This window comes from Streptomyces sp. NPDC007875, from assembly GCF_042868035.1.
GTDB classification, from domain to species: Bacteria; Actinomycetota; Actinomycetes; order Streptomycetales; family Streptomycetaceae; genus Streptomyces; species Streptomyces antimycoticus.
Genome location: NZ_JBIADZ010000036.1, coordinates 30,442 through 56,295, shown reverse-complemented (window position 1 = coordinate 56,295; position 25,854 = coordinate 30,442). Strand labels below are relative to the sequence as shown.

Below are 25,854 nucleotides of genomic sequence, written 5' to 3'. Positions count from 1 at the left end.
GATGGCCGTGGACGATCTGATCGAGCTCGACGGTGTCGAGAAGGTGTTCCAGGTGCGGCGCAGAGCCGGGCTGATGCGTCGTGAGCGCCGCGAGGTGCGCGCCGTGGACGGCATCAGCTTCCGGGTGCCGCGCGGCGAGATGGTGGGCTACATCGGGCCGAACGGCGCCGGGAAGTCCACCACGATCAAGATGCTGACCGGGATCCTGGTGCCCAGCGGCGGACGGCTGCGGGTCGCCGGAATCGACCCCTCCAGGGAGCGGACACGGCTCGCGCGCCGGATCGGGGTGGTCTTCGGGCAGCGGACCACCCTGTGGTGGGATCTGCCGCTGCGCGATTCGTACGCGCTGGTGCGGCGGATGTACCGGATTCCCGACGACCGCTACCGGGAGAACCTGGACCGCTGCGTGGAACTGCTCAACCTGAGCGAGCTGTTGGACGTACCGGTGCGTCAGCTCTCGCTCGGCCAGCGGATGCGCGGCGATATCGCGGCCGCCCTGCTGCACGACCCCGAGGTGCTCTATCTCGACGAGCCGACCATCGGGCTCGATGTGGTCAGCAAGGCGAAGGTGCGGGAGTTCCTGCGCGATGTGAACGCCGAGCAGGGCACCACCGTGCTGCTCACCACCCATGATCTGACCGATATCGAATTGCTGTGCAAGCGGGTGATGGTCATCGACCACGGCCGGCTGGTCTACGACGGCGGGCTCGACGGGCTGCACGCGGTGGGGGAGAGCGAACGCACACTCGTGGTCGACCTGGAGCAGGAGCTGCCGCCCATCGAGATCCCCGGCTCCCGGACGGTGCGGGTCGAGGGACCCCGGCAGTGGCTGGCCTTCCCGGCGACCAGCAGCGCGGCGCCGATCGTCGCGGCGGTCGCCGACGGCTATCCGCTGGTGGACCTCTCGGTGCGCGAGCCCGAGATCGAGGACGTGATCGCGAGGATGCTGCACGGCAGGGAGAGCGGGGCGGCGGGGCGCGGAGTGTGAGCGGGGCCGGGGCCCGTGAACGGGTCCGTGGCCGTGAATGGAGGACGGATCGGGGGCGGCACCCGCGTACGAGATACGGGCCACGGCCGGTGCCCGCCGTTAGTCTGTCCGTATGACGAGCGCTGGTTCTTCCCAGGGGGCGAGCCCCGACCTCCCGGACCCGGCCGGGATGCGGGCCTCCGACGCCGAGCGTGAGCGGATCGCGGAGGTCCTCCGCGAAGCCGTCGCCGAAGGACGCCTGGACATGGAGGAGTTCGACGAGCGGCTGAACGCGGCCTACACGGCGCGCACCCATGGCGAGTTGGAGCCGCTGGTACGGGACCTCCCGGTGCCCGGCAGCGCCGCTCCCGCCCCGCCGTCCCCGGCCGATCCCACCGGCTGGAGGGAGCGGATCGGCGGCACCCCGACGTCCCGCATGGGGATCGCGATCATGGGCGGCTTCCAGCGCAAGGGCACCTGGACCGTGCCGCGCCGCTTCACCGCGTTCACCCTCATGGGCGGCGGTGAGATCGATCTGCGCGAGGCCCGCTTCGAGGACCGCGAGATCGTCATCCGCTGCTTCGCCCTCATGGGCGGCGTTCAGATCACCGTGGAGCCGGGCGTCGACACGCATGTCAGTGGCATTGGCATCATGGGCGGCTTCGACCACAGCGGAGGGGTCGAGGGCGAGCCCGGCGCGCCGCGGGTGACCGTCACCGGCCTCGCGCTCTTCGGCGGGGTCAGCGTCGAGCGCAAGCTCCGTAAGGAGGAGCACAAGCGCCTCAAGGAGGAGCGTCGCCGGGTGAAGGCCGAGCGCAGGGACGAGCTGCGCGCCGAGCGCCGGGAACTGCGGGGCGCACGGCGCGATGAGCGCCGTGAGGAGCGGGAGGAGCGCCGGCTGTCCCTGGAGAAGGACCGCAGCCGCGACGACTACTAGGGCCGTCATGACGGCCCTAGGGCCGTCACGGGCCCGTAAGGGGTCCAGGGCCCTCCAGGGATCGGCGAGAAGCTCCGGCTAGAGCTCGGCCGCCGTGCGGCCCCGCAGGTGGTCCAGGTCCAGCGCCCGCGCCATCGCCCGGTAGCCGTTGTCGCTCGGGTGCAGATGGTCGCCCGAGTCGTACATCGGGCGCAGCCGCAGCGGGCTGATCGGGTCGCGCAGCGCCTTGTCGAAGTCCACGACCTCGTCGAAGACCCTCCCGGCGCGGATCTGGGCGTTGACCCGCTCGCGTACGGCGTCCAGCTGGGGCGTGTAGCCGCGGTGCCCGTAGAAGGGCGTCAGAGTGGCTCCGATGACCCGCAGGCCCCGGGCATGGGCCTGTTCGGTCAGCCGCTTCAGGCCCCACACGATCCGGTTGGGGTCGGTCTCATGGGGGATGCGCAGTATGTCGTTGACGCCCAGCTCGACGATGACGGCCTTGACGCCCGTACGGGACAGCACATCGCGGTCGAAGCGGGAGAGCCCGCTGGGGTTGTTGGGCGGGTACTGCGTGCCGTCGCTCAGCACGCGGTTCCCGCTGATGCCCTGGTTGAGCACGCCGAAGCGGGGCGCGCCGGGCTCGCTGCGCAGCCGCTCGGAGAGGAAGTCGGTCCACCGGTGGTTGGCCCCGGCGGTGGAGGTGATGCCGTCGGTGATCGAGTCGCCCAGCACCGCGACCGCGCCCTCGGCCTGCTTGGACCAGACGTCCACGCCGGTCAGATAGCGCCAGTACGGGCTCTGCTGGGTGTAGGCGGCGCCCGCCGTGTCCTCCGTACGGTCGCCACGCGCCATGTACGACGTCTGGCGGGCGTGCGGGTGGTAGGTGACGGAGCCGGACGCCTGCGGGGTGTAGGTGGTGACCAGCAGATCGGCCGAGTCCGGGACGGCGAGCCGCACCGGGTCGCTGGTGACGGCCTTACCGGGCGGGATCGTCACCCAGGAGCGGTTGTTGAAGGTGAGGCGGCGCATGGTGCCGGTCGCCGCGGTGGGGTTGCTGGGCGCGGCGGCCAGCGCCAGCGAGGCATGCGTGATCGTCAGCGGACGACTGCTGTAGAAGTTGGAGAGCTGGATACGGGCGCTGGTGCCGCCGATGGTGGTGTGCACCACGTTCCGTATCGACATGCCGGACAGGCCGCGCAGCGTCCTCGGCTCGGCGGCCGCGGCCGAGGTGGACCAGGTGCCCACCCAGGACCCGGCCGAGGCCGGGTCGGCCGAGCCGCGGGCCCCCTGCGCACGGGGGTCCGTACCGCCCTTGTCGCCACCGAGCCCGATGAATATCGCGGTGGAGACGAGGATCACCACAGCCGCCAGCGCAGCGAGCACGGCATACCCCGTGCGTCTGGGCATTGGGGGCATGCTCATGAGCGGGTTGTCTCCTCGGGCGCACGGAGCCCGAGGCTCCGGAAGTGGACGGGAACGGCGGGTGGTATCCGGCAGCGCCGATGCGGTCCGGTCGGTGACTCATGATCCCATGGTGGGACCCGGCTCCGCCTGTCGGCCTGCCCCCAATGTGCTGGGTCGCTCCCCCAGACAGACGACGGGAACTCACCGTTCGTTCCACCCATGGGCGACTGAGACCGGAAAGAGACAATGCATGAGGGGACGGGTCGACCGGGTGGAGCGTATGGAGCGAAGAACGACTGGTGAGACGGCGGCCCCGGCGTCCCGGGGTGCGGCTGTGCCCTTTGTCACGGACAGCCCCCTGGACGTGGAGCGGCGGCGCGGAGTGCGCCGGATGAAGGCGCTCGCCACCGGCATGCTGCTCGGCGTCGCACTGGTGTACGTGCTCGCCACCTGGGCGCGCTCCTCCGGTATCGACGGCTGGCCCGGCTATGTCGCCGCGGCCGCCGAGGCGGGCATGGTGGGCGCCCTGGCCGACTGGTTCGCGGTCACCGCGCTCTTCCGGCGGCCCATGGGGCTGCCGATTCCCCATACGGCGATCATCCCCACCAAGAAGGACCAGCTCGGGGCCAGCCTCGGGGAGTTCGTCGGGGAGAACTTCCTCTCCGGCGACGTCGTACGGATGCGGCTGCGCGCGGTCGGCATCGGCAGCCGGCTGGGCACCTGGCTCGTCCAGCCCGAGCATGCCGAGCGGGTGACGGCCGAGCTGGCGACCGCGCTGCGCGGCGCGCTCACGGTGCTGCGCGACTCCGATGTGCAGGCGGTGGTGGGCGAGGCGATCACCCGCCGGGCGGACGTCCAGGAGGTCGCGCCGGGCCTGGGCAAGCTGCTGGAGCGGGTTGTCGCGGAGGGCGGCCACCGCCGGGCCGTGGACCTGGTGTGCCTGCGCGCCCACGACTGGCTGGTGGAGCACAACGACTCGGTGATGCAGGCGGTGACCGGCGGCGCCCCCGGCTGGACGCCGCGGTTCGTGGACCGCAAGGTCGGCGACCGCGTCTACAAGGAACTGCTGCGCTTCGTCACCGAGATGCGCGATATGCCCGCCCATCCGGCGCGCGGCGCCCTGGACCGCTTCCTCACCGACTTCGCCGGGGATCTGCAGTCCGACACCGACACCCGGGCGCGGGTGGAGCGGGTGAAGAGCGAGGTGCTGGGGCGCGGCGACGTCCAGGACATCATCGCCACGGCCTGGGCCTCGGTGCGGGCGATGATCGTCACGGCGGCCGAGGACGAGCGCAGCGAGCTGCGGCAGCGGGCGCGGGCGGCGATTCTGTCGCTGGGCAGGCGGATGGTGACGGACCAACGGCTGCGGGACAAGGTCGACGGCTGGCTGGAGGACGCCGCCGTCTATGTGGTGACGACGTATCGGGACGAGATCACCTCGCTGATCACCGAGACGGTGGCGGGCTGGGACGCGGAGCACACCTCACGGAAGATCGAGGCCCATATCGGCCGGGATCTGCAGTTCATCCGGATCAACGGCACGGTGGTGGGTGCCCTGGCCGGGCTGGTGATCTACACGGTCTCGCGGGTGCTGGGCGGATAGCCGCGCCCTGTCTCTGGCAGGTGCGCGCGGCCTGGCCTATGGTGCGCGCGTGCGACGTCGTGGAGGGCGGGCCGTGCTCGCCCGGGGGCTGTGGACGGCCGGTGAACTCGCCGTCACCCTCGGGGTCGTGGTGCTGCTCCTGGTCGTCCACCAACTGTGGTGGACCAACCGGCAGGCGAGGGCGGGCGCACGGCACGAGGTGGGCGTACTGGAGCGGCAGTGGCGCGACGGGGCCGCCGAGTCCGCCACCCCGGGGCCGGGGGCGACACGATCCTCCGATTCCCCTCAGGGGGACGGACGCGACCGGGACCGGGCGACCGGGGGCGGGGGCCAGGGGCCGCGCCGGGACCAGGCGTACGCTGTGCTCCGGATCCCGCGCATCGGCCTTACGGTGCCCATCGCCGAGGGCATCAGCCGGGCGGCGGTGCTCAACAAGGGGTACGTGGGCCACTATCCGCGGACCGCCCAGCCGGGCCAGGCGGGCAATGTCGCCCTCGCGGGCCACCGCAACACCCACGGCGAGCCCTTCCGGCAGCTGGACGAGGTGCGCCCGGGCGACACGGTGCGCATCGACACCGCCGACGCCCGCTACACGTACACGGTCGAGCGCACCCTGCCGCGCACCTCGCCCGCCGACGGCACGGTGATCTCCCGGGTGCCGTACAGCTCCGCCCACCCCCGCTACCGCTACACCGAACCGGGCTACTACCTCACGCTGACGACCTGCACCCCCGAATTCACCTCCCGCTACCGCCTGGTGGTCTGGGCCCGGCTGCGGGCCGCCGCCCCACGGGCTGTCAGCGGGGGCCACTAGACTGGCGGAGCCAGGAGGGGAGACCGGCCGGGAGAGGGGGTGTGACGGTGTCGCGACGACTCGAAGCGCTGCGCATGCAGCTGGGTGTCTGCCTGTTTCTGCTGACCGGGGTTCTGCTGGCGCAGAGCGGGGCGGTCAGCGCCGTCGCCCTCGCCGCCACCGTGGCGACCACGGCCGCCGTCGCCACGGCGCTGCTCACCTGCGCGATCCTCGCCTCCCGCGGCCGAATACCCGCCCCCGCCGGGCGGATTCGCACCGCGATACGGGACCGCGAGCGCCGTACGGCGTTCCTGCCCCAGCGGGATCCCGACGCCTCCGGACGCCCGAGGCCGCGAGCGCCGGGCCGTCGTCTGCCGACGGCCGCGTAGGCGCACCCATTTCGCTGTACGGCGGACCCCAGCCTCTCCGGCGTTTGAGGAGCGGGGGCCGGGGCGGAGCCCCGGAAGCTCCAGCATTCGTACCGCCGCGCCACGCGGCTCGTCACGCCGATGTCTTCCTCACTCCGGCACGACGAGACCCGCGGAGGGCTCCCATGTCCCTTTTCTCTTCCCTCGGCACCCTGCTGACCACCATGGCGGGCGGCCTCGACCCGCTCTTCGGCGCGTCCGCGGCGGCGGCCGCCATCGTCCTGTTCACGCTGTGCGTCCGCGCCGCACTGCATCCCCTCGCCCGCGCCGCGGTGCGCGGTGAGAAGGCGCGGGCCGCGCTCGCGCCGAAGCTCACGGAGCTGAGCCGCAAGCACAAGGGCGACCCCGAGCGGCTGCGGCGCGCCACGGCGGAGCTGCGGGCGAAGGAGGGCGCGTCACCGCTGGCGGGCTGTCTCCCGGCGCTCGCCCAGCTTCCCGTCTTCTTCGTCATGTACCACGTGTTCTCCACCGGCAGCGGCGCCGGAGACCTCCTCGACCACTCGCTCGCCGGAGCCCCGCTCGGCGCCCGGTGGGGCGGGGCGCTCAGCGGTGCGCCGGGGCTGGTCTACCTCGGGCTCTTCGCGCTGATCGCGGCCGTGGCGACCTGGACGTACCTCCGCGCCCGTAGGACGACCGTCCCCGGGGCGCCCGGAGTGGCCCGGGCACTGCCGCTGCTGTCGTTCGGGACCCTCGTCACCGCCGCCGTGGTCCCCCTGGCGGCGGCGCTGTACCTGGCGACCAGCACCACCTGGACGGCGGTGGAACGGGCCCTGCTGCACCGCGGATGACGGCACCCATGTCGGCTCCCACAACGGCACCCGTCGAAGTCACGAGTGAGACCGCTGTCCCAGTCCGTGAATGAGGTCTTGCGGGCTGGACGCCCCTGAAGGGAGGATCGATCAGCCGGTAGGCGCCTCGCACCGGCCAGTGACCTCGGGAGTCTTGGGATGAAACTGCTGCGAGTCGGACCGGCGGGCGCGGAACGCCCCGCGCTGCTCGATCAGAACGGCACCTTGCGCGATCTGTCCGCCCTGGTCCCGGACATCGACGGCGCCCTCCTCGCCGATGAGGTCGCCCTCGCGCGGCTGCGCGCTGCGGCGGCCGCCGAGGGCGACGACGCGCTGCCGGTGATCGAGGACGGCGGGGTGCGGATCGGCCCGCCGCTCGGCCGTATCGGCAAGATCGTGTGCATCGGGCTGAACTACCACGACCACGCCGCCGAGACCGGCGCCAGCGCCCCCAAAGAGCCCATCATCTTCATGAAGGCTCCGGACACGGTCGTCGGCCCCGATGACACGGTCCTGGTCCCGCGCGGCAGTGTGAAGACCGACTGGGAGGTCGAACTCGCCGTCGTCATCGGCCGCACCGCCCGCTACCTCGACTCCGACGAGGCCGCCCTCGCCTCGGTCGCGGGCTATGCGATCGCCCACGACGTCTCCGAGCGCGCCTTCCAGATCGAGCGCGGCGGCCAGTGGGACAAGGGCAAGAACTGCGAGACGTTCAACCCCCTGGGCCCCTGGCTGGTGACCGCCGACGAGGTCCCCGACCCGCAGGCCCTGGGCCTGCGCCTCTGGGTCAACGGCGAGGTCAAGCAGGACGGCACCACCGCGGACCAGATCTTCGGCGTGGCCCATGTGGTCCGCTACCTCAGCCAGTTCATGACCCTCTACCCCGGCGATGTCATCAACACCGGCACCCCGGCGGGCGTGGCCATGGGCCGCCCCGAGCCCAAGCCGTACCTCCGCTCCGGCGATGTCGTCGAGCTCGAGATCGACGGACTGGGCCGCCAGCGCCAGGAGTTCAAGGACGCGTAGCAGGAGGCCGGGCGGGCGGCCCCGTCGGGGCCGCCCCTCCGTACGGCCGCCTCAGGCCGTCGTCGGCAGATATCGCTCCAGCGCCTCCACCACCAGCGCGTGGTCCTCGGCCTGCGGCAGCCCCGAGACGGCGACCGCGCCGATGACGCCCGTGCCGGTCACATGGAGGGGGAAGGCGCCGCCGTGCGCGGCGTACCGGTCGGGGTCGAGGCGGGAGGACTCCTCGAAGCTGGTGCCCTTGGCGCGGAAGCGGGCGCCGACGAGGAACGAGCTCGCCCCATAGCGCTCCACGACCCGGCACTTGCGCTCCAGCCAGGCGTCGTTGTCGGGGGAGGTGCCCGGCAGGGCGCGGTGGAAGAGCCGCTGACCGGCCCGGTGGATGCCGATCGTGACGGCGGCGCCGCGCTCCTGGGCCAGGTCGGCGACGAGGCAGCCCAGGCGCCAGGCGTCGTCGTTGTCGAAGCGGGGCAGGCGCAGTCGGCGCTCCTGCTCCTCGATGCGGGATATCAGTTCGGCGTGCTCACTCATGCGGGGACCTCGATCCGGACGGTACGGCGCTCCGCGGCCGACACCCGGGCCGCCTCCAGCACATGCAGGGCGGCCGCGGCCTCGGCGGCGGTGACCGGGGGCGGGGTGCCGTCGCGGAGGGCGGCGGTGACGGCGGCGTAGTACGCGGGGTAGTCGCCCGCAAGAGTCGGCACCGGGACCCCGCCGCCGGTCAGCGGCGACTCTCCGGCGCCCAGCCGGCCCCATTCGCTCTCCGGCTCGGTGCCCCATGCGGTGGACGGGTCGCCGGGGCGCAGCCCCTCGCGCAGGGCGGCCTCCTGCGGGTCGAGGCCGTACTTCACATAGCCCGAACCGCTGCCCAGCACCCGGAAGCGCGGGCCGAGCTGGGCGGTGATCGCGCTCATCCACAGATGGGAGCGGACGCCGCTGGTGTGGGTGAGGGCGATGAAGGTGTCGTCGTCGGTCTGCGCCCCGGGGCGGCGCACATCGACCTCGGCGTAGACGGACTCGACGGGGCCGAAGAGGGTGAGTGCCTGGTCGACGAGGTGGCTGCCCAGGTCGTACAGCAGTCCGCCGACCTCGGCCGGGTCGCCGGACTCCCGCCAGCCGCCCTTGAGCTGCGGCCGCCACCGCTCGAAGCGGGATTCGAAGCGCTGCACGTCGCCGAGCGCGCCCTCGGCGAGCAGCGTGCGGAGGGTGAGGAAGTCGTTGTCCCAGCGGCGGTTCTGGAAGACGCTCAGCAGCAGCCCGCGGGCCTCGGCGAGCGCGGCCAGCTCCTCGGCCTGGGCGGCGGTCGCGGCCAGCGGCTTGTCCACGACGACCGGCAGCCCCGCCTCGAGGGCGGTGCGGGCGAGCGGGACATGGGTGCGGTTCGGGGAGGCGATGACGATCAGGTCCAGCTCATCCGCCCGGCCCCACAGCTCATCGGCGGAGTCCGCGAGACGGACATCGGGGAACTCGGCGCGTGCCTGCCGTTGCCGCTCCGGGCTGGAGGTGACGATGGTGTCCAGGACCAGTCCCTCGGTGGCCGCGATCAAGGGGGCGTGGAAGACGGATCCGGCCAGGCCGTAGCCGATCAGTCCCACGCGGACGGTGCTGCTGTCATCCATGGCATCCATGAAGGCCACTTTGACAACAGTGTTGCTAAAGCGCAAGCGATGGCCACAATGGAGGGGTGAACAGCACCATGTCGGGGGCGGCCGGGCCCGGAGCCAATCTGACCGCCCTGCGCAGCCATAACGCCGCGCTCGTCCTGCGTCTGCTGCGCGACGCGGGTGAGGACGGCGTCAGCCGACCGGAGCTGGCCGGCCACACCGGCCTCACCCCCCAGGCCGTCAGCAAGATCACGGCGCGGCTGAGGACGGAGGGGCTGGCGGTGGAGGCCGGGCAGCGCGCCTCGACCGGAGGCAAACCGCCCGCCGTACTGCGCCTGGTCCCGGGCGCCCGCCATGCGATCGGGCTGCACCTCGACCGCGATGAGCTGACGGCCGTTCTCGTCGACCTCGCCGGCACACCGGTCGCCGCCCGCACGGCGCCCTTCGACTTCGGCGCGGAGGCGGAGGAGGCGCTCACGGCGGCCACCGCCGAGGTCAGGGCGCTCCTCGCGGACGCCGGGACCGGCCTTATGGAGACCGGCACGGAGACTGGCGGCGCGGCGGGCGGCGGGCTGGGCGGTGGGCTGCTCGGCGTCGGCGTCGCCGCGCCAGGACCGCTCGACCACGGCTCGGGCGTACTGCACCGCGTCACCGGCTTCCCCCAGTGGGACGGCTTCCCGCTGCGCGACGCGCTCGCCGAGCGGCTCGCCCTGCCCGTCGTCCTCGACAAGGACACCAACGCCGCGGCGCTCGGGCTGGTGACCGCCGGGACCGCACCCTCGGCCGCGTATCTCCATCTGGGCACCGGCCTCGGCGCCGGTCTGATGCTCGGCGGGGACGTCTACCGGGGGGCGCGGACCGACGCGGGGGAGTTCGGGCATCAGGTGATCCAGCTCGACGGGCCGCCCTGCGAATGCGGCAATCGCGGCTGCCTGGAGGCGCTGTGCCTCGCCGCCGTCGCACGCGACGACCATAGGGACGCGGCGCGGCTGCTCGGGGTCGGCGCGGCCAACCTGGTACGGCTCCTCGACATCGACCGGGTGCTCCTGGGCGGCCGGGTGGTGCTGGCCCACCCCGAGCCCTACGTTCGCGGTGTGGCCACGATGATCGCCGAGGACTCCGCCCGCGCCAGCCGCCTCACCGTGCCCGTGGATGTGGTGGAGCGGGGCGGGCGAGCCGTCGTCGAGGGCGCCGCCCGGCTCGTACTCGCACCGCTGTTCGCACTGGGCTGATCGAGGGGGATCCTGACCGCCAGTCGGGGGCAATCCGGGCCTGGTGCGGTGTGTCGGCGTGCGGACGCGGAATGTAGCGCAGTGCTCGGGGAAACCCCGCACAGCAGAGGTCACTCATGCGCTTGCCCACCGCACTGTCCCTACGAGCTGTCCTTCCGGCGGCCGCGCTGGCGTTCGCCCCCGCCCTCTATGGAATCCCGGTGTACGCCGCCGAGGCCGAGTCCGCCGCCTGCGGGGGCCGGAACGCCTCCGACTTCCCGATCGAAGCCCATCTGCGCGATGGGCCGGATCAGTACGCCCGGGGCGGCGGCTGGCGCGGCTGGCACCTCGAACTGCGCAATGCCACGGACACCGGCTGCCGCGCCATCCACCCCATCGCCGTCCTGATCGACGAGGCCCGTGAACTGCGGCCCCGTCATATCGGTTTCGAGTTCCTGGCCCCGTCCGCGGAGGGCGGCGCCACCTGGCGGGCCGTCTCCTTCCAGACGACGGACGAGGACGAGAACATCGGGGTCTTCGACAACAGTCATTTCAAGGGTTTCACCGTGCCCGCGCACAAGACCGTCGACGTCCAGGTGCGCACGCGGTTCACCGAGGACGCGCCCGAGGGGCCGGTCACGGCCAACGCCATCGCCGTACAGCGGCACGCGGACGACGGCGACTGGGTGGGGCAGTCGAACGACTACGCATTCCGTATCGGCCCGGCGGCGACGGGGGCGGCTTCGGGTACGGGCGCGGGTACGGAGGCCCTGACGGGCACCGGAACGCGGACGAGGGCGGCTACGGGCGCCGTCAGGGACAGGGAGACGGATACCGGTGTCGGTGCTGGAGCCGCTACCGACGGAGCTACCGAGACAAAGCCCGCTCCGCAGCCGACCACCCGCTCCAAGAGCCCCACGGCCGTTCCGACGCGAACGCCCGAGAAGACCCGGCCCTCCGCCGCGCCGAGCCGGACGCCGAGCGTCGGCGCAAGCCATAAGGAGAGCCATCCGGCCGCGGTGCCACCCCGTGCCGACAGCGACGCTGATGCCGACGCGGAGGCGGAGGTCGACGTCGACACCGATCCCAGTGCCGAAACGGACACGGGGACCGGAGCGGATGCCGAGACGGATACGGATGCCGATACGGGCACCGGTACCGAGCCGGGGGCGGATGCCGACACGGAGGTGGGCACCGACGCGGACGCGGACCTCGGCTCGGACGCGAGCGCGGACACAGGTGCGGGCGCCGACACCGAGGCAGGTACCGACACCGAGACGGACGCCGACGCCGGTACCGGTACCGACCTCGACGAGGGCCTCGACACCGACACGGACCTCGGTACGGACACCGACCTGGGCACCGACACCGAACTAGGCACGGAGACCGACGACCCCAGCGCCGAATCCGACCTGGGCACCGACACCGAACTAGGCACGGAGACCGACGACCCCAGCGCCGAATCCGACCTGGGCACCGAGACGGACCTGGGCACCGACCCCGGAGCCGAGACCGATCCGGGCACCGAAACCGACCCCGGAGCGGAGACCGACCCCGGACGGGAGTCCCAAGCCGACCCCAGCACCGGCACCGACGGACGTCACGAGGAGGACGGCGGCCACGAGCGCGAGCGGGTGCCCGAACTCGCCGCGACGGGTCGTCACACCGCCCTGCTCGCGGGGCTCGGCGTCATCAGCGCCGCGCTCGTGACCTGCGGCACCGTCCTCGTGGTGAAATCCCGGCGCTCGGGGACCTGAAGCCCCGACGTCCCCGACGCCCTCAACTCCGAGCTACTGGCCCCGGGGCCCCTCGCCCCGGCGGCGCAGCTCGTCGTCGATCCTTTCCGAGCCGGACTGGATCTGCTCCGAGTGCTTGCCGCCCGTCTTCTTGTCAGCGGCTTCGGCCCCCTTGCGAGTGCCCTTCCGAGCCTTGTCCGGGTTCTTGCTGATCGCGCCCTTGAGCTTGTCCATCATGCCCATCGCGGCCTCCTTACGGTCCGGCTCGTTCCAGGGAGGGCGGAATCCGCCCCCCTCAGGATCAGACACCTGTGCGGATCTGTCGCGCTGGGACGGGGCGCGAACGGACGGCGAACGCATTGTGCTCCCGGACACGGGGCGGTCTCCCCAGGGCTTTCCCCGGTTAGGCTGAGGTCGTCGCCAGAGGTCGATTCCGAGCGGAGAGCAACCAGTGGCAGAGCGCAAGCCGATCGAGTCGTGGCTCACCGACATGGATGGTGTCCTGATGCACGAGGGCATACCGGTGCCGGGCGCCGATGCCTTCGTCAAGCGGCTGCGCGAGTCCGGCACGCCCTTCCTGGTGCTCACCAACAACTCCATCTACACCCCGCGCGACCTCCATGCCCGGCTGTCCCGGATCGGGCTGGACGTCCCGGTGGCCAACATCTGGACGTCGGCGCTGGCCAGCGCCCAGTTCCTGGACGAGCAGCGCCCCGGCGGCACCGCGTATGTCATCGGGGAGGCGGGGCTGACCACCGCGCTGCACGACATCGGCTACGTCCTTACGGATGTCGAGCCGGACTATGTGGTGCTCGGCGAGACCCGTACCTACAGCTTCGAGGCGCTCACCAAGGCCATCCGGCTGATCAACGACGGTGCGCGGTTCATCGCCACCAACCCCGATGAGATCGGCCCCTCGGCGGAGGGTGCGCTGCCCGCCACCGGTTCCGTGGCCGCGCTGATCACCAAGGCCACCGGCCAGAAGCCGTACTTCGTCGGCAAGCCCAATCCGCTGATGATGCGCTCAGGGCTGAACGCGATCGGTGCCCACTCCGAGACCAGCGCGATGATCGGCGACCGGATGGACACCGATGTCCGGGCGGGGCTCGAGGCAGGCATGGAGACCTTCCTGGTGCTCACCGGGGTGACCAAGGCGGCAGAGGTGGACCGGTATCCGTACCGCCCGTCCACGGTCGTCGACTCCATCGCGGATCTCGTGGAACGCATCGTCTGACCCGCCATCGCCTGACCCGCCGGGGCCCCTGCCTGACCCGCCGGTGGCCCCTGTGCCCCGGATGGCGCAGCAGGCGCCCGCAGCGGATGCGGGCCCCTGCCGGGCGCGTGAGCCTCTTGGTATCGGGAGGTTCTCACCATGCGCATCGTCGCACTCACTCTCTGTACCGCAGCATGCGCCGCCGTCACGGCGGTGACGGCCGCTGCTCCGGCCCTCGCCGACCAGCGCCACTCCGCCACCACCACGATCCGGATCAGTCCGCACGCCCTCGCCCCCGGCGCCGAGGTGGAGGTCTGGGCCTTCGGCTGCCCTGACCGGGAGGCCACGGCCTCGTCACCGGTGTTCGTGGACGACGCGGAGCTGACGCCCCAGGGGGGCGCGCTCTTCAGCGAGGCGACGATCCGATCGACGGCGACCAAGGGGGCGCACCGGGTCACGGTGGACTGCGCGGACGGCCTCGCGCGAGAGGACCGTGAGGCACGTGAGGACGGTAAGGGCGGCATGAGCGGGGTCTCCCTCGCCGTGGAACGCCCGCCCTCGCCCGTCGCCCCCGTCCGCGCGGGCGGAGGCGGCACCGCGCCCGATGAGACCCGGGCACGCGATGACATCGGCGGTGCGGAGGCGTACGGCCTGGTGCTCTCGGGCGGGACGGCCCTGGCCGTCGGCGGCCTCGCGGTCCACCGCCGCCGTCATCCCTCCGGTACGGCGGGCTGATCGCCATGGACATGGATACCGAGATGGACGGGAACGTGGACGGGAATCGCTTCTCCGGCCTCGGACGGCTGGCCACGGGGGTGGCCTGGGTCGCGCTGCTGCTCGGCCTGTGGATGTGGGGCCGGGACACCACGGAGGGAACGGGCGGTCCGGCGCCGATGACCGGGGACGTGGCCGCGGTCGGACGGCCGTCCGCCCATCCGCTGCCCCCGGCGCATGCTCCGCTGGCGTCCGCCCGGCCGAAGCGGGTCGTGATCGAGGCGGCGGGGGTCCGCGCCCCCATCGTCGCCAGTGGCCTCGACCGCGATGGAGCGGTGAAGCCCCCGTCCGTCAGCCGCCCCGGCACGGTCGGCTGGTACCGCGCCGGCCCCGAGCCCGGCTCCCCGGGCGCCGCCCTGCTGGTCGGCCACCTGGACACGAAGAGCAAACCGGCGGTCTTCCACGGGCTGAGCGACCTCAAGCGGGGGGAGCGGGTACGGGTCGCGCGATCAGACGGTACGACGGCGGAGTTCACGGTCGAGGACGTCGAGGTGGTGCCGGAGAAGCACTTCGACGCGCGACGGGTGTACGGGTCGCGGTCCCATGACCGTGCGGAGCTGCGGCTGATCACCTGCGGAGGGAAGTTCAACCGCTCGACCCGGACGTATACGGCGAACGTCGTGGTCTCGGCCTATCTGACCGGCACGACGGGCACCCCCCACAATGTGTCGGCCGGCAGCCGCAATGCGCACTAGGCGGTGCGGGTGCACCCCCACTCGGGGCTCCGCCCCGGACCCGCTGGGCCCCGCCCCTGCCGCGGAGCGCATCGCGTCATGGCGTACGGGCGAAAAACGGGGTGGGTTGTGGATGAGCCCACGGTGGTTCGGGCTGGTGTGTAAGGATTGATTCGACCGGTCTTGTCCCGCCGGGGGATCACCGCCTGTTCCCCGGAGCGTGCACCCAAGGGGGAGTGGATGTACGGCAGTTGCACCGGCCCTTCGCGTCACGTTGCCCGTACCCGCACCCGCGCTCTCTCCGCCGCTGGGGCGCTGCTGTCGTGTGTGGCGCTCTCCGGGTGTTTCGGGGCCTCGAAGGGGGACAGCGACCATGCCTCCCTCGCCGGGCAGGCGAAGCAGCGGCCCAAGTCCACGATTCCCTACTGGGTGAATCCGGATGGCAGCGCGGCGCGGCAGGTGGCGGCGTATCGCAAGAAGGGGGCGGACGGCGAGGCCAGGCTGATACAGAAGATCGCGGAGCAGCCCGTCGCGGAGTGGCTCGGGGTGGACGATCCGGAGGGGCAGGCGCGGGGGTTCACCGTGGCGGCGGATCAGGTGAACCGGGACGCGCTGCTGGTCTTCTACAACATCCCGCACCGCGACTGCGGGCAGTACTCCAAGGGCGGCGCCGCCGACGGCAACGCCTATCGCACCTGGCTGGACAAGGCGGTCCGGGGGATCGGCGACCGGCGGGCGACGGTCATCCTGGAGCCCGACGCGCTGCCGCACGTGGTGGACGGCTGTGCGCCCAAGCAGTTCCACGAGGAGCGGTACGACTTACTGACCGGCGCTGTGGACAAGCTCAAGGGGCTGCCGCGCACCAAGGTGTATCTGGACGCCGGAAACCCCCGCTGGATCAAGGATCCGCGCCGGATGGTCGAGCCGCTGAAGCGGGCCGGCATCCGTAAGGCCGACGGCTTCGCGCTGAACACCTCCAACTACCAGACGACCCAGGAGAACAGGGCGTACGGCAAGAGGCTGTCCGTGCTGACCGGCGGCAAGCCCTTCGTGATCGACACCAGCCGTAACGGCAATGGCCCGGCCCCCGGTAAGGACGACCCGCAGGCGTGGTGCAATCCGAAGGGCCGGGCACTGGGCGAGCGGCCGACCACCGACACCGGGGACAAGCTGGTCGACGCCTATCTGTGGATCAAGCGTCCGGGCGAGTCGGACGGCACCTGCAAGGGCGGTCCCACCGCGGGTCGGTGGTGGCCCCGGTACGCGCTCGATCTCGCCCGTAACGCCAACCGTAAGGACAGCTAGGACGGCTAGGACAGTCGGCCTGCTGTCACTTCTTCGGGGGCGCGGGCGCGGGCACCTTTACCCACACCGCCTTCGACGGTGTGCCCTGGTCGTCCACCGCGTTGAGCATGTACCACCCCGGTGGCACCAATGACGCGTCCTTCGGCAGCTTCACCGTCACCCCGTCCTTCGTCCGCGTGAAGTCGAGCGCGATCGACCGCTGCTCGACATTGGTCACATGGGTGAAGGACCCGGGCCGGATCAGCCGCATCTTGGTGATCGCCGATGCGTGTGCGGTCCGGTACGTGGTCTTCGCGCCCGGCTTGACCGTCCTGGGCGCGGTGTCGGTGAGCTTCGGACGGGAGTCGCGGAAGAGATATGGCGGGGTGTAGAGGTCGATCTGCTGCTGGAACTCACCCGGCTTGGTGTTGGCCTTGTCGCCGAAGAGCGAGTCCGAGCCGAAGGTCATGACCCGTCCGTCCGGCAGGAGCAGCGCCCCCGAGTGGTAGTTGCGGCCCACCAGCGGGTCGGCAACCGAGCGCGCGGTGTTGGTCTTCGGGGTGTAGAGCTCGGCCTTGAGCACATTGGTGTCGCCGCGGCCCCGGTAGTCGCCCGAGCCGTTGGTGGTCAGGACGGTGTCATCGGGCAGGATCACACTGCTCGGATAGCGCGCCTTCGCATAGAGATCCGGACCGTTTTTGAAGCGCGGCTTATCGGCACGCAGATCGGCGATCCGGGTCTTCGCCGTGGACTTGGCGTCCTCGCCGACCCCGCCCCCGCCCAGCACCATGTACCGCTGGTCCTGCGCGGGCGGCAGCAGCACGGACATCGAGGTCTCCAGGGCGTCCGGGTCGCTGATGCCCGGGACCACGTCGAACCGATTGCTCTTCAGATCCCAGATGCCGGGGGTGCGGCCCTTGTCGTCCGGGCCGTATCCGGCATTTGAGCCGGTGTAGAAGATCCGGCCCTTGCCGGTCAGGAACAGCGCGGGATACGTCGGGAAGAAGCGCTGCTTGGGCAGGTACTTCCACTTCTTGGTCTTGGGGTCGTAGATCTCGTTCTTCCCCGGGACCACCTGGCCGATCTCGTCCAGTCCGGAGACCGCGAGCACCTTGCCGTCCTGGAGGCCGGTCAGGGTGGGGTACCAGCGGGCCTCGTTCATCGGATCGACCGGGATGTACCGTTCGGCCACCGGGTCGAACTCATACGCCTGCTTGATGCCCTGGAAGTCCTTCTTGTCGAACGACAGCTTCTGCGCGATGCCGTAGAAGTTCTGCCGGTCCTTGCCCTTCAGCCCGGCGATCCGGTAATTGTCCTCGGTGCCGGTCTGGTACTTCCTGCCCTTGCGCAGCGCCTCCACATAGACCCGTGCCGTGCTCGCGCTGACCGTGACCTTCTTGGTCTTCTTGTTCGTTTTCTTCGTCGCGCGCGGAACGAGAAGCGGGTCCTTGGACACGAAGGTCTTGCCGCTCTCCTTCCCGGTGAAGCGGGTTCCGGCGGGGAAGGTCCTGGACTTGTCGGGGTCCTCGTTGTGGACGAACATCAGTCCGCCCGCCTTCTCGACATCGCCCTTGAGCTTCTCGTAGCGCTGGGTGCCGCCCGCCACCAGCAGCTTTCCGTCCGGGAGCTGGGAGTGCCCGGAGCAGAAGAGGTCCTTGGGGGTCGGAATGTTGGTGAAGGTGTTCTTCTCCGGGTCCCACAGGACACTGCGGAAGGATTTGGCGGCGAAGTTCTTGGCGTTGTTCCCGGAGCCGGCCACCAGCAACACCTTGCCCGTATGCAGCAGGGCGGCGTGGATCGTATTGATCCGGTATTGCTCGGGGACGTCGACCACATCCCAGTGGCCGTTCTCCGCCTTGTACTCCGGTTGGTTGATTTTGTACGCGTGGTACTTGTCCGAGCTGAAACGGTAGAGAGCCGGGCCGTTCATCCCGGCCAGCACGATGATTGCCGCCGCACCGATCCCGAAGCGACGGGTGCGGCGACTCGGTCGGTACTTCACTTCTTATCGTCCCCCAAGAGCGGGCTGCGGGTTCCGTTTCTCCTGGCGGACGGTCCACCGCCAGGCGATGATCGGCGCGGCTGTGACAGCCAGGGCAATTGATGCCCAAACGGTCATCGCTGGATGACTGTGGCCGAAGTAGAAGGAAGAGGCTAGCGACCCGCCGAAGACCGCCAGGAAGAAAAGATGGGTCCGGAAGGTGCCGAAGAGGGTGTCGGGGCTCGCGGAGTCACCCTTCGGCGTCACCACGAAGCGGCTCTTGCGGCGCAGCACGGTGTCGAGCAGCGAGCGGGCGTAAATGGGCGCGGCCAGCGCCGACATCACCATTCCGGCTACGCCGCCGGACCCCTCCGGCTCATGGGGAGAAACGTTGTGTCGCCGGTTCCAGACATAGAGGCCGATCTGGAGCGCGGAGGCATTGCCGTACAGCATCATCCAGATGGCGGGATCGATCTCGACGCCGGAGGCGCCGAAGCCCAGGAACAGCGCGCAGCTCAGGGCGGCCAGGATCCAGTTGAGCGCCGACATCGGATAGAAGATCACCAGCAGGGAGTAGTTGAAGAGCCTGCCGGGCGGCAGCGAGAACGGCGCCTTCCAGAACTGCTTCACGATCGTCTCGTAGGTCCCGCGTGACCAGCGCAGCTGCTGGGTGAAGAAGTCCGTCCAGGCGTTCGGCCCCTCTCCGACCGCCAGGACATCGGGGGTGTAGACCGACCCCCAGGGGCGGCCGGTGGCCGGATTGCGGTGGCGGTGCAGCTCGAATCCGGTGGCCATGTCCTCGGTGATCGAGTCGTACAGCCCGCCGATCCCCTTGATGGCGCTGATCCGCACCGCGTTGTTGGTGCCCACGAACATCGGCGCCCGATAGGCGTTCCCGGCCCGCTGGATCAGGGCGTGGAAGAGGAACTGCTGGCTCTCGGCGGCCTTGGTGACGGCCGCGTCGTAGTTGCCGTAGACCTGCGGGCCGACGACGAAGGCGATGTCCGGATCGCGGAAGTAGCCGAGCATCCGCTCCAGATAGTTGGGCAGCGGCACATGGTCGGTGTCGACGGAGGCGAAGAAGTCGTACTCCTCGCCGTGCGCGTCCAGCCAGGCGTTGTAGTTGCCGTGTTTGGTCCTGGCGCGGTGCGGCCCCTTGGGCTGGTTCCACTTCTCGACGCCCTTACGGGTGAAGTGGTAGACGTTCAGCCGCCGGCAGACCTCCTTGACCTCCGGATCGTCCCCCTCGTCCAGCAGCCAGACATGCATCACCCCGCGGTGCCGGACGCGGATCGCGGCCTCCAGGGTCTTGCGCACCATCTCCAGCGGTTCCTTGCCGGGCACATAGGTGGTGATGAAGGCGACCTTGGTGCCGGTCTCGGGCACGACGGGGACGGGGTCACGGGCGACGAGCGTCGCATGCGCGTTGGACGCGACGTTCATCGTGCGGAATAACTCGATCAGCCCTATCGAGACCAGCATCACCACGTCCATGACCGCCAGGACCGGGCTGGTGCCCTCCCGGCTGGTCCAGTGCGCGGGCTGCATCAGCCAGATCAGCAGCCCCAGTGAGACCAGCGGCGCGGCGCCGAGCAGCAGCGCCGCGCGGATCCGGTGCGGCTCCTCGGCGAGCAGACTGCGGTAGCGCACCCGGTACGGCGTGCCGGGGTCGGGCTGGGTCAGCGGTCCGGCGAGCCTGCTGTAGTGCTCGTAGTCGTACTTCGGCAGCGGCCGCCGCCGGGGCCGGTGCCGGTCCGGTGCGGTCTGGTGCTGCCGCGGGATCCGCAGGCGTGTGGTCCTGGATGAGTCGTACCCGCCGTACGACGGATGGCGGGCGCCCGTCGGCGTCGACGTCATGAGTTATCCCCCCGCACGCATGACTGAATGCGTGCCGTCACGTTCTGTCGGCCCCCCGGCCCCCCTTCGGCCGCAGGGGAACGATAGTGGAGGCAGCCGACCTTACGGACATGGAATGGCTACCTTCCGGATGTTTGCGCGGTAAACGAACTCGCTTGGTCTGCAACCCCCGGAGCATGTCTCAACGGCCCGCTGGTCAGGCGGAGTTGAGGAGAGTGCGCCTCACTGCAGGGTGTCGAACAGGCGCCGATGATCGCAAGTGTGAACGGTCTGTTTATCGGACAAACGTGGGCAAGGGTCGGGCGTCGAGTCCCGGCTTGAAATCGGCCTACTCGCGATGCGCCGAACGCAGTCGGATGCGGATGTTCCCGAAGTGGTCGCGGATCGCGTCCTCGGCCCGCAGGGCGTCCCCCGAGCGCACCGACTCCAGGATCTCCCGGTGCTGCTTGCAGGTGACCCTCGGATCCGTGGGCACGTCCACGAGGTCGGTGCGCACCCGGTGGAAGGCGTCCCAGAATGCCTCCAGCACCTCGCTCAGCAGCGTGTTGTCCAGACTCCCGTAGAGCGCGGCGTGAAACGCCCGGTCCGTCTCGGCCCGCACCGAGCCCTCCGCCGCCTCCGCCTCCATCCGCCGCACGACCGCGTCCAGCTCGGCGAGATCCGCCTCCGGGATCCGCCCGGCCAGCCGCGCGATCAGCCCGGTCTCGACGGCCTCGCGCAGCTCCAGCAGCTCCAGCAGGCTGTCCTCGCCCCGGTAGTGCCCGGCGACGGTGCGGAAGATCAACCCCTCGATCATCGGCGCCATCGACATGGGCCCGACGTACGTCCCGAAGCCGTGCCGGATCTCCACGATGCCCATCGCCTGCAGCGCCTTGAGCGCCTCGCGCACGGAGTTACGGCTGACGCCGAGCAGCTCCATCAGCTCGGTCTCGGTGGGCAGCGGAGCGCCCGAGGGGAGCCGCTGGTCGATGATCAGCCGCTTGATGCGTTCCTGGATGTCGTTCGTCATCCCCCGCGAAACCCCCCGCGCAGGGGAATGCGAATGCGAATTCGAGTGCGAATGTGAGTGCGCCGCCACCGCCACCTCCGATCCGAACAGCTTAGCGGCGGCGGCGCGAGCAGGTCAGATGTGCTGCGAGGAAGGCGGCCCGGGCTGCCGCGGCGCCACCCCGTTCCCCGAGGGGCGGCCGGCGTGATCAACCGGCGCGCCAGCCGCACCTGACCCGGTCCGCACCACCATGCGCCGGGGGTGGTGGTCTGGTGTGTGTCCCTCTGGTGCGGAAGATTCTGCCGCGCAAGCAATTCGGTGCATTGCCGAATGTGTCGCACTGGAGGGGAACATGTCGCCTATTCGCATTTTTGTCGCGTCGCTCGCCGTCGCCGGCGTGCTGGCCGGTACGGGGGCCGGCGCCGCGGCGGCCGCCGCCGTCAGCCGTTTCGACGACGGCAGCTTCGAGACGCCCGCGGTGGGGGCCAACACGTTCACGACCGTGGTGGCCGGAGGGACCATCGGGCCGTGGAAGGTCACATCCGGAAACGTGGACCATATCGGGGACGGCTTCTGGCAGGCGGCCGAGGGGGGCCAGTCCGTGGACCTCAACGGTACGGGCGCCGGCACGGTGGCGCAGACCTTCACGACGGTGCCGGGGAAGAGGTACACGGTGACGTACTCGCTGGCCGGCAATCCGGCGGGCGGTCCCACCGTGAAGACCGGATCGGTGCTGGTCGACGGGCAGAACTTCCGGAACTTCACCTTCGACATCACCGGCAAGTCCTTCGGGAACATGGGCTATGTGACCCAGGAGGTGACCTTCGTGGCCCGGGGGACCTCCACGACGCTGGCGTTCGCCAGCACGAACAACTCCGCCTACGGGCCGGTCATCGACGACGTGATGGTCCGGGACTGCACGCCCTGTCCGTCCTGCGGCTGATCGCGAAAAGGGAGCTCCCGGCGCCCCACGCGCCGGGGGCTCCCCGTCCTCTACGGGCGCGCACTTCATCGGCCCGCGCCGATCAGGCGCGCACCTCATGGGCGCGCCCGCGGCCCGCCGCTCAGGCGGCCGCGCGCTGGCGGTGCGCCAAGGACGCCGCCGCCTTCCGGCGCCCCGGCGCGAGGACGTCCACGGGGGTACCCGCCCCGCTGCCCGGCGTCTCGCGCCAGCGGTCCAGCCTGGCCACCACCTCGGCCAGCCGCCGATCGCCGGGTTTGACGGCGAGGTAGAAGAGCGACTCGTCCGGCTTCCGGTCGTCCCCGCCCCAGCGGGCCACGCCGTCGAGCTCGGCGAGGATGTCGCGGATCACGACCTCCTGCGGGGGGAAGAAGCCGCCCTTGACGCCCGACGGGTAGTGGCCGGGGCGGATCCGGACCGCCGTACCGGACGCCAGGTTGCCCTCCGGCAGCCCCTTGCGGACCGTGCCGGGGCTGCGCCAGCCCACCACATCGCCCTTGCGCAGCTCGTCGATCTCGTAGTGGAAGCGGCGGATCACATGGACCAGCACGGCCTCCGGTGCGCCGATGCGGACGGTGACGCCCTCCAGTGGGGTGCCGGGTACCGGGCGGGACCAGATGGTTCCGCCGCCGTCGGTGACCTTCTCCATCTCCCAGCCGTTGGGGCTCGGTCTGCCCGTCAGCACCCGGGCCTGGTTCGCCTGGAAGCGGCGGTATGCCTTCCGGATCTCCTCGCCGGTGGGCGTCTTGGAGTGCGAGGACGCGGCGTACGCGGGCGTCGCCAGCAGGGCCGAACCGGGGAGCGAGGCCAGGGCCGCCGCGCCGGCCAGCGCACCGGAGCGGATGAGCAGCTGCCTACGGGATGGGTCGAACACGCTCATTCATCGTCCCCTCGTGACGGTAGGGCTGGTGGACCGGTCCTGGTCGCGGGCCACTACGGATACGGCGCCCGTGGCGATGGCCAGGATGAAGGCGATGGCCGTGGCCGGGTTGACGTATCCGGGGACCGCGGCGTCGTAACTTCCGCCCTCGTCGATATGGCAGGTGAAGCGAAGGGGAAGGTAGTGCGCTTCATAGCGGTCGACCTGAGCCGCCTTCGCCGCCCCGCCCGCCTTGGCGCACTCCTCGCGCATGTTGGCGTTCTCCATGAACATCACGTGGAGTGCGCCCCAGATGTACAGGGCGATGGTCGCGCAGACGGACAGCAGGGCGATTCCCCCGAGCCAGTCGGCCCGGGTCTTCCGGCGGCCGGTGCGTTTGGAGATGCCGGAGCCGAGTATGCCGATCAGGGTGAAGATGACGATGACCCCGATCAGGCAGGTGAAGAGCAGCAGGATCGAGTTGTGCCCGCCCGCCGAATCGGCCGCCAGCAAGGAAGGTGCTTCGCTCACCGCATCATCCTGTTGTACTTCTCGAAGATGTAGTAGAGGGGCATGCGCTTCTTGGCGTCGGTGAACGCGGGCTCCTTCGGGCCCTGGTAACGCCGCAGCACCTCGTAGATCTCCGACTCCTTGTAGTCCAGCGAAGGCCGGCGGATCGCCGTTTCCGCGTCGACACTGCCCGGCTTGCCGTCGGCTCCCCAGATGTGGGCGTGGCCGACGGAGGTGAGCGCGAAGTCGTTGTCCGTACGGAGCTTGTCCCACACCGAGAAGACGTCGGCGTCCTTGTCCGGGTCCTTCGGAGTGCCGGTCACCAGACCGGTTCGGATGGAGTTGTTCCAGGTCAGCACGCCCACCAGACCGAACATCTGGGCCACACCGGTGCTGCTGTCGCGCAGGCTCACCACGCCGGGCAGGTCCTTGGCCCAGTCCGGCACATAACCGTTGTGGTAGAGCCACACCCCCGCGTCCTTGACCAGGTCCTCATTGCCGTAGTGCCGGAACTCCCAGAACGCCGTCGTCTGGATGAGCGCCTTGCGCATGCCGTAGGCCCGTGCCGTATTGGTCACGGCGACATCCCCGGCGATGATGGTCTCCAGGCACTGGGTCGTGGTGTAGATCCGGCCGTCCTCCTCGGGGAAGCCGATGGATTGCATATACGTCTGGACATCGGCGAGAAGCCCCGGGAAATAAGCCTGGTTGAAGAGGCTGTCCGGCATCGACGCCACCGGGGGATTGAAGGACCCCTGTCCGGTGTCCAGTCCGGAGGCGATGTTGTTGTCGATGTTGATCGAGCCGTCGCCGGAGCCGATGGTCTTGGTGACGATCTGGTCGAAGGCCCAGTTGGGCGGCAGCGGATAGCCGTAGTTCCCGGAGAAGCCGCTGGACATGTCGGAGACGAAGCTCGCCGTGGCATGGCCCGCCTCGGAGACCCGGATGCACACATTGCGCGGCCCGTAGACCCCGATCTTGTACCGGTTCCCGGCGATGGCCATGCCGTCCACGATGCCCTTGAAGTGCGGCAGGACATTGTCGGTGACTTCGTAGTCGTAGGCGTCGAAGTCCATGGCGAAGTAGATCCGGGTGCCGTCCTTGAAGCCGTGGTCATCGGCCGCGTTCGCCGCCGCGATGGCCGCAGCGTTGCCGGCGGTGTAGTTGAAGCCCGAGGCGTCGCGGCCGAAGGTCTGATAGATCGGGAAGCATCTGAGCCCGTTGTCGGTGAGGGTCTGGAGCTCGCCGATCTGGATGGCCTTCTCGGGGAGATCGGTGGTGCTGGGGTTGGTGAGATAGCGGCCGATGTACTTGTACCCGGCGGCCTTGAGGGTGTTGGCACGGGCCTGGGTGATCTTGGTGACGCCGTCGCATGCCTGGCCCTGGCGGTCCTGGTCGCCGTAGGAGACCAGAAGCGACGCCCAGGTGGAGTAGTCGCCCTTGCCGGTGACCGGCAGCTTGGCGAAGCTCTGGAAGCTGTTCACCGCGGAGCCGAGCGCCGATCCGAACGAGGAGCTGAACGGCACATTGGGCCGCTGGTTCAGGATCATCGCCCCGGAGAACAACTGCACCCACTTGCTGGTTTCGCCCGAGGAGACGGGGTGCTGCCTCAGCCCGGACTGGGTGCCGGGGCCGAAGTTTCCGTTGGCCACGCCATCGGCCATGCCGAGTTCGTACTGGACGGCCAGGAGCATGGACTTGGCGACGGTCCGTGAGTGGTGTCCGTCGCACGGGATGACGAAGTAGTCCTGGCGCTTGATGTAGTTGGCGTTGAGATACTGCTGCACCGTGCGGATATCGGCGCCGCCGTCACCGGTGACGACATAGGCGTCCATGGTGAGCAGCCCCTTGAAGACCTTGGGGACGAGGCTGCCCGCCTCGAAGACACCCGCCACGCCCATGTCGGTCATCAGCTCGGTGATCGAGCCCGCCACCGTGGAGCTGAACACCCCGTCGATTCCGCCGCCGTTGTACCCCTTGCAGTACAGCCCCGACTGCACGATCTTCGTGAACTTGGTCGAGGGCGTCGTACTGGCGTTGACCTTGGGGTACTTCGACTGCAGCGTGCTCAGGGTGGTGGGGCCGAAGCTGTCGGAGAGGCTGGTGATGCCCAGTTCGTACTGGAGCGCCCGGGTGAGCGCGTACATCACGGTCCAGCTGGTCTTCCCGTCGACCTCGAGTGCCGGAATGCCGAGCTTCCCGGCGTACGTCTCGTGGATGAACTGCTGCGCCCGCATGACCATGGCGTCGGCCATGACGTCTCCTTCAGTGCCGGGTGAC

General features: G+C 70.3%; 24 protein-coding genes. 14 read left to right on the top strand and 10 right to left on the bottom strand.

Translation table 11 applies throughout. The features are described from left to right. The first annotated feature begins 1 nt into the window (after nucleotide 1). On the top strand, nucleotides 2–988 hold the full coding sequence (locus ACFYOY_RS43010; RefSeq protein WP_351895523.1) for an ATP-binding cassette domain-containing protein: 987 nt from the start codon (nucleotides 2–4) through the stop codon (nucleotides 986–988). Nucleotides 989–1,100: 112 nt separating this feature from the next. Next, nucleotides 1,101–1,904: a DUF1707 domain-containing protein gene (locus ACFYOY_RS43005; RefSeq protein ID WP_351895516.1), complete on the top strand. Its 804-nt coding sequence runs from the start codon at nucleotides 1,101–1,103 to the stop codon at nucleotides 1,902–1,904. Between the two features lie 78 nt (nucleotides 1,905–1,982). Here the strand turns inward: ACFYOY_RS43005 and ACFYOY_RS43000 are convergent, their stop codons facing one another. Beyond that, entirely contained in the window at nucleotides 1,983–3,290 is a 1,308-nt protein-coding gene (locus ACFYOY_RS43000) for an SGNH/GDSL hydrolase family protein (RefSeq protein ID WP_351895510.1), read from the bottom strand. Between the two features lie 247 nt (nucleotides 3,291–3,537). On the opposite strand from ACFYOY_RS43000, the gene ACFYOY_RS42995 reads away from it, so the two are divergent. The 5 genes from ACFYOY_RS42995 to ACFYOY_RS42975 all read left to right on the top strand — a co-directional run bounded on the left by ACFYOY_RS42995 (nucleotide 3,538) and on the right by ACFYOY_RS42975 (nucleotide 7,925). Next, nucleotides 3,538–4,890: a DUF445 domain-containing protein gene (locus tag ACFYOY_RS42995; protein ID WP_388593236.1), complete on the top strand. Its 1,353-nt coding sequence runs from the start codon at nucleotides 3,538–3,540 to the stop codon at nucleotides 4,888–4,890. Nucleotides 4,891–4,939: 49 nt separating this feature from the next. Then, nucleotides 4,940–5,704, top strand: a complete 765-nt coding sequence (locus tag ACFYOY_RS42990) for a class E sortase (protein WP_351895503.1) — start codon at nucleotides 4,940–4,942, stop codon at nucleotides 5,702–5,704. Between the two features lie 47 nt (nucleotides 5,705–5,751). Beyond that, nucleotides 5,752–6,072, top strand: coding sequence for a DUF6412 domain-containing protein (locus ACFYOY_RS42985; protein ID WP_388593263.1), 321 nt, complete (start codon nucleotides 5,752–5,754; stop codon nucleotides 6,070–6,072). A gap of 164 nt (nucleotides 6,073–6,236) precedes the next feature. Continuing rightward, entirely contained in the window at nucleotides 6,237–6,899 is a 663-nt protein-coding gene (locus ACFYOY_RS42980) for a membrane protein insertase YidC (protein WP_351895496.1), read from the top strand. A 159-nt stretch (nucleotides 6,900–7,058) separates the two neighbouring features. Further along, nucleotides 7,059–7,925 (top strand): fumarylacetoacetate hydrolase family protein, encoded by an 867-nt coding sequence (locus ACFYOY_RS42975; protein WP_388593231.1) that lies wholly within the window; start codon nucleotides 7,059–7,061, stop codon nucleotides 7,923–7,925. A gap of 51 nt (nucleotides 7,926–7,976) precedes the next feature. Here ACFYOY_RS42975 and ACFYOY_RS42970 read toward each other — a convergent pair whose 3' ends face one another. Next, nucleotides 7,977–8,453, bottom strand: coding sequence for a heme-degrading domain-containing protein (locus ACFYOY_RS42970; RefSeq protein WP_351895481.1), 477 nt, complete (start codon nucleotides 8,451–8,453; stop codon nucleotides 7,977–7,979). Beyond that, nucleotides 8,450–9,550 carry a Gfo/Idh/MocA family oxidoreductase gene (locus tag ACFYOY_RS42965; protein WP_388593227.1) on the bottom strand — a complete coding sequence of 367 codons (1,101 nt, stop codon included), beginning with the start codon at nucleotides 9,548–9,550 and terminating at the stop codon, nucleotides 8,450–8,452. Before ACFYOY_RS42965 ends, ACFYOY_RS42970 begins: the two co-directional genes overlap by 4 nt. Before the next feature lie 68 nt (nucleotides 9,551–9,618). Between ACFYOY_RS42965 and ACFYOY_RS42960 the strand changes: the two genes are divergently transcribed. Both ACFYOY_RS42960 and ACFYOY_RS42955 read left to right on the top strand, forming a co-directional pair. Further along, nucleotides 9,619–10,758: an ROK family transcriptional regulator gene (locus ACFYOY_RS42960; protein ID WP_351896065.1), complete on the top strand. Its 1,140-nt coding sequence runs from the start codon at nucleotides 9,619–9,621 to the stop codon at nucleotides 10,756–10,758. Nucleotides 10,759–10,874: 116 nt separating this feature from the next. Beyond that, entirely contained in the window at nucleotides 10,875–12,494 is a 1,620-nt protein-coding gene (locus tag ACFYOY_RS42955; RefSeq protein ID WP_388593224.1) for a hypothetical protein, read from the top strand. A 33-nt stretch (nucleotides 12,495–12,527) separates the two neighbouring features. Here ACFYOY_RS42955 and ACFYOY_RS42950 read toward each other — a convergent pair whose 3' ends face one another. Continuing rightward, nucleotides 12,528–12,716 carry an antitoxin gene (locus ACFYOY_RS42950; protein WP_351895461.1) on the bottom strand — a complete coding sequence of 63 codons (189 nt, stop codon included), beginning with the start codon at nucleotides 12,714–12,716 and terminating at the stop codon, nucleotides 12,528–12,530. Nucleotides 12,717–12,924: 208 nt separating this feature from the next. Between ACFYOY_RS42950 and ACFYOY_RS42945 the strand changes: the two genes are divergently transcribed. The 4 genes from ACFYOY_RS42945 (at nucleotide 12,925) to ACFYOY_RS42930 (ending at nucleotide 16,439) form a co-directional block, all read left to right on the top strand. Further along, nucleotides 12,925–13,707 carry an HAD-IIA family hydrolase gene (locus ACFYOY_RS42945; RefSeq protein WP_351895454.1) on the top strand — a complete coding sequence of 261 codons (783 nt, stop codon included), beginning with the start codon at nucleotides 12,925–12,927 and terminating at the stop codon, nucleotides 13,705–13,707. 138 nt (nucleotides 13,708–13,845) lie between these two features. Continuing rightward, a complete protein-coding gene (locus ACFYOY_RS42940) occupies nucleotides 13,846–14,421 on the top strand; it encodes a hypothetical protein (RefSeq protein ID WP_351895447.1) in 576 nt (191 codons plus the stop codon). A 5-nt stretch (nucleotides 14,422–14,426) separates the two neighbouring features. Then, nucleotides 14,427–15,155: a class F sortase gene (locus ACFYOY_RS42935; protein ID WP_351895441.1), complete on the top strand. Its 729-nt coding sequence runs from the start codon at nucleotides 14,427–14,429 to the stop codon at nucleotides 15,153–15,155. Nucleotides 15,156–15,374: 219 nt separating this feature from the next. Then, the gene (locus ACFYOY_RS42930; RefSeq protein ID WP_388593219.1) at nucleotides 15,375–16,439 is read left to right on the top strand and encodes a glycoside hydrolase family 6 protein; all 1,065 of its coding nucleotides are present in this window, start codon (nucleotides 15,375–15,377) and stop codon (nucleotides 16,437–16,439) included. Nucleotides 16,440–16,464: 25 nt separating this feature from the next. On the opposite strand, the gene ACFYOY_RS42925 is transcribed toward ACFYOY_RS42930, so the two are convergent. The 3 genes from ACFYOY_RS42925 to ACFYOY_RS42915 all read right to left on the bottom strand — a co-directional run bounded on the left by ACFYOY_RS42925 (nucleotide 16,465) and on the right by ACFYOY_RS42915 (nucleotide 21,265). Further along, nucleotides 16,465–18,420 carry a kelch motif-containing protein gene (locus ACFYOY_RS42925; protein WP_351895431.1) on the bottom strand — a complete coding sequence of 652 codons (1,956 nt, stop codon included), beginning with the start codon at nucleotides 18,418–18,420 and terminating at the stop codon, nucleotides 16,465–16,467. Between the two features lie 3 nt (nucleotides 18,421–18,423). Then, on the bottom strand, nucleotides 18,424–20,256 hold the full coding sequence (locus ACFYOY_RS42920) for a glycosyltransferase family 2 protein (RefSeq protein WP_388593216.1): 1,833 nt from the start codon (nucleotides 20,254–20,256) through the stop codon (nucleotides 18,424–18,426). Nucleotides 20,257–20,584: 328 nt separating this feature from the next. Next, complete coding sequence (locus ACFYOY_RS42915; RefSeq protein WP_351895419.1) at nucleotides 20,585–21,265, bottom strand: FCD domain-containing protein; 681 nt, start codon at nucleotides 21,263–21,265, stop codon at nucleotides 20,585–20,587. Nucleotides 21,266–21,596: 331 nt separating this feature from the next. On the opposite strand from ACFYOY_RS42915, the gene ACFYOY_RS42910 reads away from it, so the two are divergent. Next, nucleotides 21,597–22,187: a choice-of-anchor C family protein gene (locus tag ACFYOY_RS42910; RefSeq protein WP_388593213.1), complete on the top strand. Its 591-nt coding sequence runs from the start codon at nucleotides 21,597–21,599 to the stop codon at nucleotides 22,185–22,187. Nucleotides 22,188–22,308: 121 nt separating this feature from the next. Here the strand turns inward: ACFYOY_RS42910 and ACFYOY_RS42905 are convergent, their stop codons facing one another. The 3 genes from ACFYOY_RS42905 to ACFYOY_RS42895 are packed head-to-tail and all read right to left on the bottom strand — an operon-like array spanning nucleotide 22,309 to nucleotide 25,829. Further along, nucleotides 22,309–23,085, bottom strand: coding sequence for a hypothetical protein (locus ACFYOY_RS42905; RefSeq protein WP_388593211.1), 777 nt, complete (start codon nucleotides 23,083–23,085; stop codon nucleotides 22,309–22,311). Next, the gene (locus ACFYOY_RS42900; RefSeq protein ID WP_351895400.1) at nucleotides 23,086–23,595 is read right to left on the bottom strand and encodes a hypothetical protein; all 510 of its coding nucleotides are present in this window, start codon (nucleotides 23,593–23,595) and stop codon (nucleotides 23,086–23,088) included. Beyond that, complete coding sequence (locus ACFYOY_RS42895; protein WP_388593208.1) at nucleotides 23,592–25,829, bottom strand: glycoside hydrolase domain-containing protein; 2,238 nt, start codon at nucleotides 25,827–25,829, stop codon at nucleotides 23,592–23,594. Before ACFYOY_RS42895 ends, ACFYOY_RS42900 begins: the two co-directional genes overlap by 4 nt. Nucleotides 25,830–25,854: the final 25 nt, after the last annotated feature.